Below are 14,095 nucleotides of genomic sequence, written 5' to 3' on the forward strand. Positions count from 1 at the left end.
GGTCGACCGGACCCATCCGACACCCTCAGGTTCCACCGCCACCGCCACCGCCACCGCCACCCCCGCCCGCGCCGCCGCCGATCCCACCCTCACCGCCGCCGATCGGGCGCAGTCCCCGGACCGGATCGTGGCCGGCGGCCGGTGCGGCCCCACTGGGCTCCCGGCCCGGCGGCTCGCTGTCCCGGGTGTCGGTGCCGGACGGGCCGGGATGCGACTGGTCGGGGTCGGTCGGGCGAGGCGGCGGCGACGGACGGCGTTCCGTGCGGACCTGGTAGCCGGCGGCGGTGGCCGAGTGCCGCTGTACGGCGTACCGGAGCCAACTGTCCACCACGGTGGTCCAGTCGAGTTCCGCCGCACCCCGGTGGTCCACCCGGAACCGGCTGAAGCTGACGTGTCCGGCACCGGCCAGCGCCACCCGGCGGTCCAGCGCGAAGAGCACCTCCACCCGGTACGGGTCGGTGAAGAACGAGACCTCCAGCTCGCTGAACGGGCCGCCGTACAGCGGTGCCGCCCAGTACGCGATCTTCTGGTGGAACGGCAGCCTCTGGTCGATGCCCGGCAACCGTTCCGCGAGCAGTCCGACCTGGCGCAGCTCGAAACCCAGCTCGCCCAGTGCGGCGAGCACGCCGGCCTGGGCGGGGAGCGGGTGCACGTACACCGGGCGCAGATCGCCCCGGTCGAGCAGCGCGCTGACCGCGACCTCGGCCCGCAGCCCCATCCGCAGGTTGAGCAGGCAGCGGCCGTCGACCACCGTCACCGGCGTCTCCCAGGGCACCGGCACGCCGAAGTCGAGGATCCGGCGCTCCTCCGGAGCCAGCACGAACGCCCCGGCGGCGGCTACCCGGTGGAACTCCACCGGCTGGTACTCCAGCTCGCCGCCGGCCGGCTCGACCCGGGTGACCAGGCCGAGGGTCACCCGATCGACCGTCACCGGCGACCGGCCGGCGGTGACGGTGACCCGGCCGGGCAGCGACAGCCCCGGCCGGGTACTCGGATTGGTCAGCACGGTCCGCACGGTCAGACCCGCACCCGGCAGGAGTCCCCCGAATCCCACCGTCGCCCCCCTCCCGTGTCCGCCCGGCCGGGCCCCCACCCGGCCGCTCCGCCGCACCTGCCCCGGAAACTCGGCTGCCAGGCGGGCACGGCGGACGCTCAGCGCAGCCGGCGGCCCCGTGGGATCGGGTCGGTCTCGTCGTCGAACTCCCCGATGACCTCTTCCAGCAGGTCCTCCAGGGCGACGAAGCCGATCGGCCGGCTGGCACCGGCACCGTTGCTGACCAGCGCCAGCTGCACCTGCTCGGCCCGCATCGCGGCCACCGCCTCGGTGACCGTCGCGGTCGCGTCCAGGGTGAACGGCACGGTCATCAACTCCCGCGCCGTCGCCGCCCGCCCGGCGGTGGTGGCCCGGACCGCCTCCCGGACGTGCACCAGCCCGGCCACCTCACCCGGCGCCTCGAAGACGGCCAGCCGGGACCGGCCGCTGGACCGGCACACCTCCTCGATCCGCTCCGCGGAGTCGTCGGGGCGTACCGAGACGATCGTCTCGACCGGCTCCATCACCTGGGCGACGGTGGTGCCCTGGAGTTGGAGCATGCTGGTCAGCATCTCGTGCTGGTCGGCGGCGAGCAGGCCGTGCTCGCGCGACTGCTGGAGCAGCATCCGTAGCTCCTCCGGCCCGTGCGCCACCGCCAACTGCTCCTCCGGGCGTACCCGGGCCAGCCGCAGTGTCACGTTGGCGAGCCCGTTCAGCGCGGAGAGCACCGGCCGGGCCACCCGGGCGAACGCCCGGAACGGCAGCGCGAGCAGTACGGCGGAGCGCTCCGGGTCGGTGATCGCCCACGACTTCGGAGCCATCTCGCCGACCACCAGGTGCAGGAAGGTGACCAGGGCGAGCGCGAAGACCAGCGCGATCGCGTGGCTCGCCGTGTCGGGCAGGCCGACCGCGTGCAGCAGCGGGCTGAACAGGTCCTCGATCGCCGGTTCGGCGAGGGCACCCAGCCCCAACGTGCAGACGGTGATCCCGAGCTGGGCACCGGCCAGCATCAGGGTCAGCTCGCGTACCCCGTCCAGCGCCGCCCGGGCGGCCCGGCCACCGGAGGCGGCGGCCTGCTCCAGCCGGTAGCGCTTCGAGGCCAGCAGGGCGAACTCGGCGGCCACGAAGAAGCCGTTCAGCGCGAGCAGCAACAGGGAGATCAGCAACGCCCACGTGGTGCTCACGGGGTGCGCTCCGTCTCGCCCTGCGGCACCAGCACCCGGAGCCGGACCGAGTCGGCGACGTGCCGGTCGACCGCCAGCACCTCGACGTGGGCCCGGGGCAGCGTCGCCTCCTGGTCCGGCTCGCCTTCGGCGGAGAGCCTGATCTCCAACCGGTCGCCGACCTCCGGTATCCGGCCCAGCTCCCGCATCACCAGACCGGAGAGGGTGTCGTATTCGGGTGCCTCGGGCAGGGTGATCCCGGTGCTGTCGGCGACCTCGTCGATCCGCCAGCGGGCCGGCACCACCCAGGATCCGTCGGCCTGCCGGACCGGGGCCCGCTCGGGCGGGTCGTCCTCGTCCCGGATCGGGCCGACCAGTTCCTCGGCGATGTCCTCCAGCGTGATCACCCCGGCGAAGCCGCCGTACTCGTCCACCACGCAGGCGAGCTGGCGGTGCCCGGCCCGGAGCCGGTCCAGCACCGTCGGTAGCGGCAGCGTCGCCGGCACCAGCAACGGGGGTACGGCAACCGCCTCGACCGGGGTGCTCGCGCGCCGCGCCGGCGGCACCCCGAGTACGTCGGCGATGCCGACCACCCCGACGACGTCGTCCACTCCCTCGGCGCCGCGGACCGGGAAGCGCGAGTGCCCGGTGTCGAGCAGCTCGACCAGCCGGCTGAGCGGCTCGTCGGCCCGTACGGTGTGCACGTCGACCCGGGGCACCATCGCCTCGGCGGCGGTGAGCTGCCGGAAGTCGAGGCCCCGGTCGAGCAGGGTGGACATCTCGGCGTCGAGGTGCCCCTCCTCGCGCGACTCGGCGATGATCTGTTCCAGGTCCTCCGGCGTCGCCCCGCTGGGCAACTCCTCCACCGGTTCGATGCCGATCCGGCGCAGCAGCCGGGTGGCGGCGGCGTCGAAGAGCCGGATCAGCGGCCCGGCGACGGCCAGGTAGATCAGCGTGGAGCGGCTCAGGGCCCGGGCCAGCGCCTCCGCCCGGACGATGGCGAGGTTCTTCGGGGCGAGCTCACCGAAGACCATCTGCACGACGGTGGCGATCACCAGGGCCAGCGCGACCGCGACCGGCGTGCTGACCGCGGCCGAGACGCCCGCCACGCCGAGCAGGTCGGCCAAGCCGTCGCCGAGGTACGGCTCGGCGACGTAACCGACGAGCAGAGCGGTGACGGTGATCCCGAGTTGGGCTCCGGAGAGCATGAAGGAGAGCCGTCCGGTGACCGTGAGGGCGCGTTGCGCCGCGACGTCGCCATCCTCGGCGAGTTGGCGCAGTTTGCCCCGGTCTACGGCGACGTAACCGAATTCCTGGGCGACGAAATATCCGGTCGCCACGGTGAGCAGGATGATCAGGACGAGACCTAGCGCGATCAACACGGGGTGCTCAGCGCTCCCCGTCGTCGCGGCTGGTGCGGGAGATGCCGGGTCCGACCCGGCTGGCTACAGCTGCCCTCCTGGACAGTTGAGTCGATCACCAGACCATCCTACCGAGCCCCGGAGAACAGCGCCCGGACAACCACCAGCGGTCCCGACCGGCCGTTTCCGGGACCGCCGACCGGGTAGAGACGCGTGTCCCGATCCGTCCCGCCCGGTCTGGGACCGCACCGTGCGGTTGCTGGCCGCAGCCGGGAAGGGAGGCCATGTTGGGACGGGAGTGGCGCAACTGGTCGGGGAGCCTCCGGTTCACCCCGCGCGAGTACGCCACGCCGGAGAGCGAGGACGCCGTCCGGGCACTGGTCGAACGGGCCCGGGCGACCTCGACCAAGCTCCGGCCGGTCGGCTCCGGCCACTCCTCCAGTCCACTGGTCCGGACCGACGGCGTACTCGTCAGCCTGGCCGGGCTGCCCCGGACCGTGCGCCGGCACGACGACGCGCTGCTGGCGACGGTCGGCGCCGGGGTGCCGCTCGGTGAACTGGGCGACGCGCTCTACGAGGCCGGGCTCGCCATGGACAACCTGGGTGACGTCGACGTGCAGTCCATCGCCGGTGCCACCGCCACCGGTACGCACGGCACCGGCCTGAGCTTCGGCAACCTCTCCACCCAGGTGGCCGGAGTCCGGCTGGTGACCGGCACCGGCGAGCTGCTGGAGATCTCCGGGCAGCAGAACAGCGACCTGCTGCCCGCGGCCCGACTCTCCCTCGGCGCGCTCGGCGTGGTGACCACGATGACGCTGAAACTCACCCCCACCTACCACCTGCGGCGGCGCAACTGGTGCTCGTCGATCGCCTGGACGCTCGACCACCTGCACCAGTTGCAGCGGCAGAACCGGAACATGGACTTCTACTGGTATCCACGCACCGACACCACCCAGATCCGCACCCTCAACCGACGCGGCGAGGAGCCGGAACTCATCCCCGTCGGCGAACCCCGGACCATCGAGTCCGGCCCGAGCCACCGGACCATCCCCCGGCACCGCGAACTGCGCTTCGACGAGATCGAGTACGCCATCCCGTCGGAGGCCTTCCACGCCTGCTTCACCGAGATCCGGCGCCGGATCCTGGACCGGCACCGCATCGGGGTGGCCTGGCGGGTCCTGGTACGCACCTGCGCCGAGGACGACGTCTGGCTCAGCCCGGCGTACGGCCGGGCCACCACGACGATCGCCTGCCTCCAGAACAACTCCCTGCCGCACGACGAGTACTTCGGCGACGTGGAGGCGGTGTTCCGGCAGCACGACGGCCGACCGCACTGGGGCAAGAAGCACTCGCTGACCGCCCGGGAGCTGCGCGGCGTCTATCCACAGTGGGACAGGTTCCAGGACCTCCGCCGCCGGCTCGACCCGGACGAGGTGTTCCTGACCCCGGACCTCGCCCGGCTGCTGAGGGACGGCTGATGGCCGGGCTCGGCGGACGGGTCTGGGTAGTCCCCGACGGCCGGATCCCCTTTCCCAGCAACGGAGAGGAACCGGAGTTCACCAGCTTCGACCAGTTGTCCGTGCTGAACACCGGTGACGAGCCGGCCGAACTGGAGATCACCGTCTACTACGAGGACCGGGAACCGGTCGGCCCGTACCCGGTCAGGGTGGACGCCCGCCGGATCCGGCACATACGCCTCAACGACCTGGTCGACCCCGAGGCGATCGTACTGAGCCGGCGGTTCGGCTGCGTCGTCCGCTCGCCGGTCCCGGTCGTGGTGCAGTTCCTGCGTCAGGACACCCGGCTGCCCGGCACGGTCGGGTTGACCGGCACGATGGCCTTCCCCGCCGATCCCTGACCACCTGGCGCCCGCCATGCTCACAGTCAGTCCAGCACCTCCACGGTGTCACCGACGCTGACCGTACGACCTTCGTGGGAAGGCCCGCCCGGTTCGACCCGCACCGTCATCTGGAGACCGAAGAGGAGCTTCCGGCCGATGTTCCGCCGTGCGGCGAGCATCCACAGCGGCTCCCGCCCCCGCTTTCCGGTCTCCTGGTCGATCGTCGCGATCAGACAGCGGCCACACTCGGCGGCGCCGTGGAACACGGCCCCGCCGATCCTGATCCGCCGGCCGACCCACTCGCCCTCGGCCCACGGCGCGGCACCGCTGACCACCAGGTTGGGGCGGAACTGGATCATCGGCAGCGGCCCCTCGGTGCTGCCCGACTCCAGCAGCCAGTCGTTGAACGCGTCCAGCGACGCGGTGTTGGCCAACAGCAGCGGAGTGCCGTCGGCGAAGCTCAGCTCGGCGCCGACCCCGGCCGGCACCGGCCAGGGAACGAGGTTGTTGGTGGGATCACCGAGCCAGACCAGCCGGGCGGTGCGCCCCAACAGCCGGTTGAGCCACTCGTCCGCCTCGGGGCCGACGGCGCGTACCGGTGCGGGCGGCCGTCCCCGGTACACCCGGACCTGGATCGCCTCGCCGCCGGTCGGTTCGGCCAGATCGAGCGGGGCCAGCCCCGGCGCCTCCAGGGTCAGCCCGCCCGGCCGGGACACCGCCCGCATCGTCACCAGTTCCCGATGCTGGCGCTGGGTCAGGCCGAGCCCGTGTTCGTCCACGATCAGCCAGCGCCGGTCGCCGTCCAGGCCCCACGGCTCGACCCGCGCCGTGTCGCGGTCCATCCGGCGGCACCCCTTCACCGGATACGTGTGAATCGAAACGACTCGCATCCGGTCAGGATGACACGCCGGGGCGTGACGGGGGTAACCTCGCGTCGGCGGCTGCGTGCTCGTGGACACCGAGGGGTAATTCCGGAGCAAGACTGTTGGCGCGCCGCGGACGGCGACCCTCGTGATGGCGACCAGTCGACTCGGGAAGCTGCCACGTTCGCGGCCACTCAGTCGAGACAGAACTCGTTGCCCTCGATGTCCTGCATCACGAGGCACGACTCGTTGTCGCCGTCGGCAGGCAGTAGTCGCACGCGTACCGCGCCGAGCGCGACCAGTCGTGCACATTCGGCCTCAAGCGCGGCCAGGCGCTCTTCACCCACGAGCCCGGTGCCGACCCGCACGTCAAGATGCAGCCGATTCTTGACGACCTTGCCTTCCGGGACGCGCTGGAAGAACAGTCGCGGGCCCACACCTGAGGGATCAGTGCATGCGAACGCCGCACCCCGATGCTCAGCCGGCAGTGTGCGGTCGAAATCGTCCCAGGTAGCGAACCCCTCCGGTGGCGGCGGTACGACGTACCCCAACACCTCGCACCAGAAACGAGCGACCCGCTCAGGTTCTGCGCAGTCGAAGGTGACTTGGATCTGCCTGACCGACACCATCGGCCCAGCATAGAGGCGGGGTTTTTCGTCGTCTCCCGGGCCGAGCGGTGGCACGCCAGGCAGGACGGACACCGACCGGACGTACGATGGCAGCTCGGCCGGCGGGACTGCTCAGTCAGCAGGACCCGAACCGGTGGAGTCGCGGTCGGCCAGCTCGTCGACGTTGAGCGACTCCCGGTGTACCCGCCCGGTGCGGTACGCGGCCCGACCGATCATCTGGGCCGCGAGCGGGGCGGTGGTGAGCTGGAACCCGCCGATCAGCACCAGCGTGGCCAGGTCGGCGCCGTTGCGCAGGCTCACCGCCAGCGCCAGCAGGATCAGCAGTACGCCGAGCACCTGCGGTTTGGTCGCCGCGTGCATCCGGCTGAGCACGTCCGGGAAGCGGACCAGCCCGATCCCGGCGACCAGGCTCAGCAGCCCCCCGGCGACCAGGAAGATCCCGACCAGCACGTCGAGCACCACCTCGCCGGTCACGCCTCCTCCCCGGCGGCGAAGCGCACCAGGGCCACCGAGCCGACGAAGCCCAGTGTGCTGAGCACGATCAGAATCGGCAGCGTGGTGGCATGCCGGGTGACGGCCGCCTCGACGCCGAGCGCACCGATCATGATCGAGATCAGCACCTCGGCGGCGACCACCCGGTCCAACAGCGCCGGGCCGCGTACGACGCGGACCAGGGCCAACGCCGCTGCGGTCGAGAGCAGGACGGCGGCGACAACGACGACAACGGTCACGGTGGTCCTCCCGGTTCGGTGTCTCCAGCGGACGGCGAGAGCAGCCGCAGTTCCGTTTCGGAACCGATGGCGCGGACGAGGCGAGCCTCCAGGGCCAGGATGCGTTCCCGGCTCCGGACCAGGTCCTCGGCGCCGCGTACGTCCAGCACGTGCGCGTAGAGCGTTCCGCTCTCCCGGTCCGCCTCCACGATCAGCGTGCCGGGGACCAGCGACAGCACCTCGGCGGTCAGTGCCAGGTTGAGGTCGGTACGCACCCGCAGCCGGACCGCGACGATAGCGTTCCGGGGCTGCCCGGGGCGCAGCGCGACCCAGCCGACGTGCACGCTGGCGACCACGAGTTCGGCGACGAACCGCCCGACGAACTCGGCCACCGCCAGCGGCCGGAGCCGGCCCCCGAAGGTGACCCGGGGCAGCGGCAGGAAGACCAGGATCACCACGGCCACCAGCACGCCGCCGACCAGGTTACCGACGGTGAACTCGCCCCAGAGCAGACTCCAGACCGTGACCAGCCAGCCGACCGTGATCAGGTGATCCCGCCAGCGCCGCCGCTCCGGGAGCCGGCGCCACAGCGCCCGCCAGCGCCGCCGCTCCGGAAGTCTGCGCCACAGCGCCAGCCGGCCCGGTACGGCCCGGCGCGACGGGTCCGGTGCGGCCGCCCGGGCGCCGCCGGTCACGGCGGGCCGCCGGGGAAGACCGCCCGCACGTACGGGACGCGTTGCCGCAGGTCGTCGGCGGCCTCGGCGCTGACGCCGAAGAGCGGGCCGGCCGCCACCGTCAGCCCCACCCCGAGCAGCACCAGTACGGTGGTGGCGCCGACCATCAGCCGGGGCAGCCGGGCCGACGCCTCGGTCTCGACCAGCCGGGGCGGGCGCCAGAACGCCAGACTCCACACCCTCGTCGTCGCGTAGAGGGTGAGCAGGCTGGTCAGGGTGCTGGCGACCACCAGCAGCCAGGGCAGCACCCCGCCGGCCGACACCCCGGCCTGGATCAGCCCCAGCTTGCCGAGGAATCCGGAGAACGGCGGGATGCCGGAGAGGTTCAGCGCCGGCACCAGGAACAGCACCCCGAGCAGCGGGGCAACCCGGGCCAGCCCGCCGATCCGGTCCAGGTTGGTGCTGCCGGCCCGCCGCTCGACCAGCCCGGCCGCCAGGAACAGGGTGGTCTGCACGGTGATGTGGTGCACCACGTAGAAGATCGCGGCGGCCAGACCCGGTCCCGAGGACAGCGCCACCCCGAAGAGCAGATATCCGATGTGACTGATCAGGGTGAACGACAGCAGCCGCTTGATGTCGGACTGCGCGACCGCGCCCAGGATGCCGACCACCATGGTCAGCAGGGCCAGCACCAGCAGCAGGCCGCCGAGGCGGTTCTCGGGGAAGAGCAGCGTCTCGGTCCGGATGATCGCGTAGATGCCGACCTTGGTCAGCAGGCCGGCGAAGACCGCCGTGACCGGGGCCGGAGCGGTCGGATAGCTGTCCGGCAGCCAGGCCGCCAGCGGGAAGACCGCCGCCTTGATGGCGAAGGCGAGCAGCAGTACGCCGTGCAGCGCCACCCGCAGGTCGGTCGGGAGCGCGTCGAGCCGGCCCATCAACTGGGCGAGGTTCAACGTGCCGGTGGCGGCGTACACCAGGCCGATCGCGGTGAGGAAGATCAGCGACGACACCAGGCTGACCACGACGTACGTGGTGCCGGCCCGGATGCGCTCCTCGGTGCCGCCGAGGGTGAGCAGCACGTAGCTGGCGGAAAGCACGATCTCGAAGCCGACGAAGAGGTTGAACAGGTCACCGGCGAGGAAGGCGTTGGTCACCCCGGCCGTCATCACCAGATAGGTGGGGTGGTAGATCACCACCGGGGCGTGCACGCCGGGATCGGCCCGGTCCTCGCCGATCGAGTAGAGCAGCACGCAGAGCGTCACCGCCGCCGAGACCACCAGCATCAGCGCGGCCAACTGGTCGGCGATCAGGACGATGCCGAGCGGGGCGGGCCAGCCGCCGACGTGCACCACCAGCGGGCCGTGCCAGTGCGCGCGCCAGAGCAGCATGCCCGCGACGATCGCGGTGATCACCAGGGCGGTGACGCTGATCGCCCGCTGGGCGATCGGCCGGCGGGCCAGCACCAGGGTCAGCGCCGCGCCGAACAGCGGTACGACCACCGGCAGCGGCACGAGGTACCTCATGCCCGGCCTGTCCCGTCGTCGGGCCGGCGGGGCGGCGGCTCCGGGTCGACCTGTTCCGGATCGGTGCCACCCAGCACCCGGCCGGCCGGGGCCCGCGGCGCCTCCCCGACGTTGTCGTCCGGACCGGCGAGTTCGTGCCGCTCGGCACGGCGCACGATCCGGCGGTCCTCCGGGTCGTCGCGTACCTCGTCGTGCCCGGTCAACTGCCAGCTCCGGTACGCCATCGCCAGCATGAACGCGGTCAGGCCCAGGGTGATCACGATGGCGGTCAGCACCATGGCCTGGGCCAGCGGGTCGCTCATCTCCGCGTCCGGCGTGACCCCGAGGATGGGCGCCCCACCGGACCGGCCGCCAAGCAGGAGCAGCAGGTTGGTGCCGTTGGTCAGCAGGATGACGCCGATCAGCACCCGGCTGAGGCTGCGCTCCAGCAGCAGCACCACCCCGCTGCCGAACAGCACCCCGACGACCAGCGCCAGCACCAGGTTCGGGGTCATCGACGGCCGTCCGTACCGGCCGACCCGGAGTCCGTACCGCCCGGAGCCTCCGGCGCCCCCGCGCCCGCCGCCGCCTGCCGCGCCGGTCCCGCCGGCCGGTCGGTACGCAGCCCGGTGCCCGGCTCGTCCTCCACCTCGATCTGCCGGTCCACCTCGGCGCCGAGGCTGCGCAGGATGTCCAGCACCAGGCCGACCACCACCAGGTAGACGCCGATGTCGAAGAAGATCGAGGTGACCAGGTGCAGGTCGCCGACGAGCGGCAGCTCCGGCTCCAGCAGCGTGCTGCGCAGCAGCTCCCCACCTGTCGACATGGCCAGCAGACCGGTGCCGACCGCCACGAGGAGACCGACCCCGAGCAGCACCCCGGCGTCGACCGGGGCTGCCTGGTCGAGTTCGTGCCGGCCACCGGCGAGATAGCGGACCGCCAGCGCGAGCCCGGCCACCAGGCCGCCGACGAAGCCGCCGCCGGGGGCGTTGTGGCCGGAGAAGAGCAGGAAGATGGAGAAGAGCACGACGGTGTGGAAGATCAGCCGGACGACCACCTCGAAGACGATCGAACGGTGCCGGGTCCGCAGCGTCGGCCCGGCCCGCAGCCAGACCCGCTCGGCTCCGGGCGGCGCCAGATCGTGCCGGCGGGGCCGGTCCGGACCGCGTCGACGCTGGAAGATCAGGCTGGCCACCCCGGTCGCCGCCACCACCAGGACGGCGATCTCGCCCATGGTGTCCCAGGCCCGGATGTCCACCAGGGTGACGTTGACGACGTTACGGCCGTACCCGAAGGAGAGCGCCGGTCCGGGAAACTCGGCCGAGACCGGCGGCGCCCGCCGCGCCCCGGTCGCGGTCACCGCCATCGCGGTGACCACGGCCCCGACCGCCACGCCGACGGCGAGCCGGGTCCACCGGCTGCGCCGCAGCGGCCGCACCGAGAACCGGGCCGGCAGCCGGCGCAGCACCAACACGAAGATCACGATGGTGACGGTCTCCGCCAGGAACTGGGCCAACGCCAGGTCGGGCGCCCCGTGCAGCACGAACAACATGGCCGTGCAGTAGCCGGTGACGCCGGCCAGGATCACCGCGGTGAGCCGGCGCCGGGCCCGGACGGTGAGCACCGCGGCGACCCCGAGCACCACCCCGACGACGGCCTGCAACGGATGGTCCGGGGAGCCGACCCGGTCCGGCCACGGGCCGCGCAGCAGCGCGCCGCCCAGCACGAGCACCAGGGCCAGCAGGATGATGCCGAGGTACTGCGGCAGCGAACCCCGCTGCGTCGCACCGGTGACCGCCACGGCCACCCGGTCGAACCCCCGGCTCAGCACCTGGTAGGCGGTGTCCCCGTCGAACGGTGCCCGCACCCGGGCCTGCACCGCGCCGACCGCGCTGCGCGACGCGTTGACCAACAGGCCGCCGGCGAGGGCCAGCAGCGACATGCCCAGGACCGGCCCCGGCGCCGGCACGAACGTGAGCTGGTGCGCGATCGCCCCGAACGAACGGGGATAGCCGGCGAGCGCATCGCCGACGGGCCCGGCCAGTACCCCCAGCACCAGCCCGGCGACAGCGAGCAGAGCCGCCGGAGCGAGCAGGGCGGTCTCGACCGGGCGGGTCGCGGTCGCCTCCCCGGACGGTGGGCGGCCGGCGAACGCCCCCCAGACGAATCGGGCGCTGTACGCCGTGGTCAGTACGGCGCCGAGCAGCAGCGCGGCGAGCAGCGGCAGGTCGCCGACGAACGCCCCGAGGACCGCCTCCTTGGCGACGAACCCGATCAGCGGCGGTACCCCGGCCATCGAGGCGGCGGCGAGTACGGCGGTCGCGCAGACCAGCGGCATCCGCCGGTACAGCCCGGAGAGCACGGTCAGGTCCCGGGTACCGGCCCGCCGGTCGACGATCCCGACCACCAGGAACAGGGCCGCCTTGAACAGGGCGTGCCCGAGCAGCATCGCCACGCCGGCGAGCGCGGCATCCGGGGTGCCGGCGCCGACGAGTACGACCAGCAGCCCGAGCTGGCTGACCGTGCCGTACGCCAGCAGCAGCTTCAGGTCGACCTGACGCAGCGCGGCCCAGCCGCCGGCCAGCATGGTGACGATCCCGGTCACGTAGATCACCGGGCGCCACGGACCGACCTGCGCGTACGCGGGGGCGAGCAGCGCGACCAGGTAGACGCCGGCCTTCACCATCGCGGCGGCGTGCAGGTAGGCGCTGACCGGGGTGGGTGCGGCCATCGCCGCCGGCAGCCAGAAGCTGGTCGGGAAGATCGCCGACTTGCTGAGCGCGCCCACCAGGATCAGCACCACCGCGATCCCGAGGTACCCGCCGGAGGGCGGCGGCCGGGCGGCGATTTCCGACCACCGGTACGTACCGGCGTGCTGGCCGAGCATGACGAAGCCGACCAGCATGACCAGGCCGCCCAGGGTGGTCACCAGCAGCGCCTGGTTCGCCGACCGCCGGCTGGCCTGCTGCTCCGGGTGGTGCGCGATCAGCAGGTAGGAGAAGACGCTGGTCAGTTCCCAGCAGACGTAGAGCAGCAGCAGGTCGTCGGCGACCACCACCCCGAGCATGGCTCCGGCGAAGCCGACGAAGACGGCGGCGAACCGGCCGAGCCCGGGCTCGTCGGCGTCGAAGTAACGGACGCAGTAGACCAGCACCAGGGCGCCGATCCCGCCGACCAGCAGCACCAGCAGCCAGGACAGGGTGGTGACCCGCAGCGCCAGTTCGAGACCCAGTTCCGGCACCCACGGGTACGCCTCGACGACCGCCCCGCCGTCCCGGACGGTGCCGGCGTACCCGAGCGCCCAGCCGAACGCGCTGGCCGGGGCGGCCGCCAACGGCAGGAAGGCCCGGCGACCCCACCGGTGCACCAACGCGGGTGCCAGCGCCGCAGCCACCAGGTGCAGCGCCAGCAGCATCAGCATGCGTACTCCAGGTAGGTGTCGGCACGGCCCGGCCCGAGGACGTGGACTCAGACAGATCACACGCCAGAGTCCGGCCCGACACGCGGAATTGCCCGAAACCACCCGAGTGGGGCGTGAGATGGGCAATCATGCGGCCGGCCGGTCCGGCGGCGGTCCCGGGTCGGCGGGTGGCGCCGCGCCGCCGTCGGTGGCGCGAGGAACCGCCCCGCCGGTTCGAGCCGCTGTGCGGCGCGGCCGGCGGTCCGAAGAGCACCGAGCAGTCCGAAGAGTCACCCGGCGGTCCGGGCCGGCGGTGTGCGGGGCTACCGGGCGGGCCGCGCCAGCGGGGCTACCGGGCGGGCCGCGCCAGCGGGGCTACCGGGCGGGCCGGAGGGCACGGGTCGGGGGTGTTACCCGACAGCGCACGGCGAGTCGAGGCCGTGCGCCGGACCCTGGTCGCGGAGGGCCGGTGCCGGGCCGCCGTCCAGGAGGGCGCCGGCGGCCGGGCCGTCCGGGACGTCGGGTGTGGACGGCACCGCCAGGTCGGCCCGGCCGAGTTGCCGGACGACCTGATTGATCACCTGCTGGGCGGCGGCGAGGGAGCGCCGGGGCAGCACCCGGCCGTGCGCCTCGCGGCGTAGCACCAGGGCGTGCACCGCCGCCCGGACCCGGGCCCGGTCCGCCGCGCTGGCGGTGGCGGTGGCCGCCACCAACTGGCGCAGACAGTCGACGAGCCGCTCGGCGAGTTCGAGGTCGGCGCCGCGCAGACCGGCCCGCGCCACGGTCAGGTAGGTCTCGACCCGACGGGTCAGGACGTCCGTGGCGGCGGGGACGTCGCGCGGAACGCCGGTCATCCGTACCCCCTTGCGCCGAGCTTGGGTTTCGGAGAAGTTACTGTAGGTCGCGCTTCATTCGCAAGC

General features: G+C 72.9%; 13 protein-coding genes and 1 pseudogene. 2 read left to right on the forward strand and 12 right to left on the reverse strand.

Translation table 11 applies throughout. From position 1 onward, the window contains the following. Positions 1–25: 25 nt before the first annotated feature. From R6Y94_RS08435 to R6Y94_RS08445, 3 genes are all read right to left on the reverse strand, one after another. Positions 26–1,054: a sporulation protein gene (locus R6Y94_RS08435; protein ID WP_318395214.1), complete on the reverse strand. Its 1,029-nt coding sequence runs from the start codon at positions 1,052–1,054 to the stop codon at positions 26–28. 98 nt (positions 1,055–1,152) lie between these two features. Continuing rightward, positions 1,153–2,217 (reverse strand): hemolysin family protein, encoded by a 1,065-nt coding sequence (locus R6Y94_RS08440; protein ID WP_318395215.1) that lies wholly within the window; start codon positions 2,215–2,217, stop codon positions 1,153–1,155. Further along, positions 2,214–3,578: a hemolysin family protein gene (locus tag R6Y94_RS08445; RefSeq protein ID WP_318395216.1), complete on the reverse strand. Its 1,365-nt coding sequence runs from the start codon at positions 3,576–3,578 to the stop codon at positions 2,214–2,216. Before R6Y94_RS08445 ends, R6Y94_RS08440 begins: the two co-directional genes overlap by 4 nt. Before the next feature lie 266 nt (positions 3,579–3,844). Between R6Y94_RS08445 and R6Y94_RS08450 the strand changes: the two genes are divergently transcribed. Further along, positions 3,845–5,035 carry a D-arabinono-1,4-lactone oxidase gene (locus R6Y94_RS08450; protein WP_412102713.1) on the forward strand — a complete coding sequence of 397 codons (1,191 nt, stop codon included), beginning with the start codon at positions 3,845–3,847 and terminating at the stop codon, positions 5,033–5,035. Further along, on the forward strand, positions 5,035–5,415 hold the full coding sequence (locus tag R6Y94_RS08455; protein ID WP_318395218.1) for a sensory rhodopsin transducer: 381 nt from the start codon (positions 5,035–5,037) through the stop codon (positions 5,413–5,415). Before R6Y94_RS08450 ends, R6Y94_RS08455 begins: the two co-directional genes overlap by 1 nt. A gap of 26 nt (positions 5,416–5,441) precedes the next feature. Here the strand turns inward: R6Y94_RS08455 and R6Y94_RS08460 are convergent, their stop codons facing one another. The 9 genes and pseudogenes from R6Y94_RS08460 to R6Y94_RS08500 form a co-directional block, all read right to left on the reverse strand. Beyond that, positions 5,442–6,287 carry an MOSC domain-containing protein gene (locus tag R6Y94_RS08460; protein WP_318395219.1) on the reverse strand — a complete coding sequence of 282 codons (846 nt, stop codon included), beginning with the start codon at positions 6,285–6,287 and terminating at the stop codon, positions 5,442–5,444. Between the two features lie 167 nt (positions 6,288–6,454). After that, entirely contained in the window at positions 6,455–6,889 is a 435-nt protein-coding gene (locus R6Y94_RS08465) for a VOC family protein (RefSeq protein WP_318395220.1), read from the reverse strand. Between the two features lie 111 nt (positions 6,890–7,000). Further along, positions 7,001–7,363, reverse strand: coding sequence for a monovalent cation/H(+) antiporter subunit G (gene mnhG, locus R6Y94_RS08470; RefSeq protein WP_318395221.1), 363 nt, complete (start codon positions 7,361–7,363; stop codon positions 7,001–7,003). Then, positions 7,360–7,620, reverse strand: coding sequence for a monovalent cation/H+ antiporter complex subunit F (locus R6Y94_RS08475; protein WP_318395222.1), 261 nt, complete (start codon positions 7,618–7,620; stop codon positions 7,360–7,362). Before R6Y94_RS08475 ends, mnhG begins: the two co-directional genes overlap by 4 nt. Further along, on the reverse strand, positions 7,617–8,294 hold the full coding sequence (locus tag R6Y94_RS08480) for a Na+/H+ antiporter subunit E (RefSeq protein ID WP_318395223.1): 678 nt from the start codon (positions 8,292–8,294) through the stop codon (positions 7,617–7,619). The genes R6Y94_RS08475 and R6Y94_RS08480 overlap by 4 nt, the downstream gene beginning before the upstream one ends. Beyond that, positions 8,291–9,796, reverse strand: coding sequence for a Na+/H+ antiporter subunit D (locus R6Y94_RS08485; RefSeq protein WP_318395224.1), 1,506 nt, complete (start codon positions 9,794–9,796; stop codon positions 8,291–8,293). Before R6Y94_RS08485 ends, R6Y94_RS08480 begins: the two co-directional genes overlap by 4 nt. Next, on the reverse strand, positions 9,793–10,290 hold the full coding sequence (locus R6Y94_RS08490) for a Na(+)/H(+) antiporter subunit C (RefSeq protein ID WP_318395225.1): 498 nt from the start codon (positions 10,288–10,290) through the stop codon (positions 9,793–9,795). Before R6Y94_RS08490 ends, R6Y94_RS08485 begins: the two co-directional genes overlap by 4 nt. Beyond that, positions 10,287–13,196, reverse strand: a complete 2,910-nt coding sequence (locus R6Y94_RS08495; protein WP_318395226.1) for a Na+/H+ antiporter subunit A — start codon at positions 13,194–13,196, stop codon at positions 10,287–10,289. The genes R6Y94_RS08490 and R6Y94_RS08495 overlap by 4 nt, the downstream gene beginning before the upstream one ends. 485 nt (positions 13,197–13,681) lie before the next feature. After that, a pseudogene (locus R6Y94_RS08500) lies at positions 13,682–14,029 on the reverse strand (hypothetical protein); the annotation flags it as partial. Positions 14,030–14,095 lie beyond the last annotated feature (66 nt).

Origin of the sequence: Plantactinospora sp. KLBMP9567 (genome assembly GCF_033446045.1) — a bacterium.
GTDB lineage: Bacteria > Actinomycetota > Actinomycetes > Mycobacteriales > Micromonosporaceae > Plantactinospora.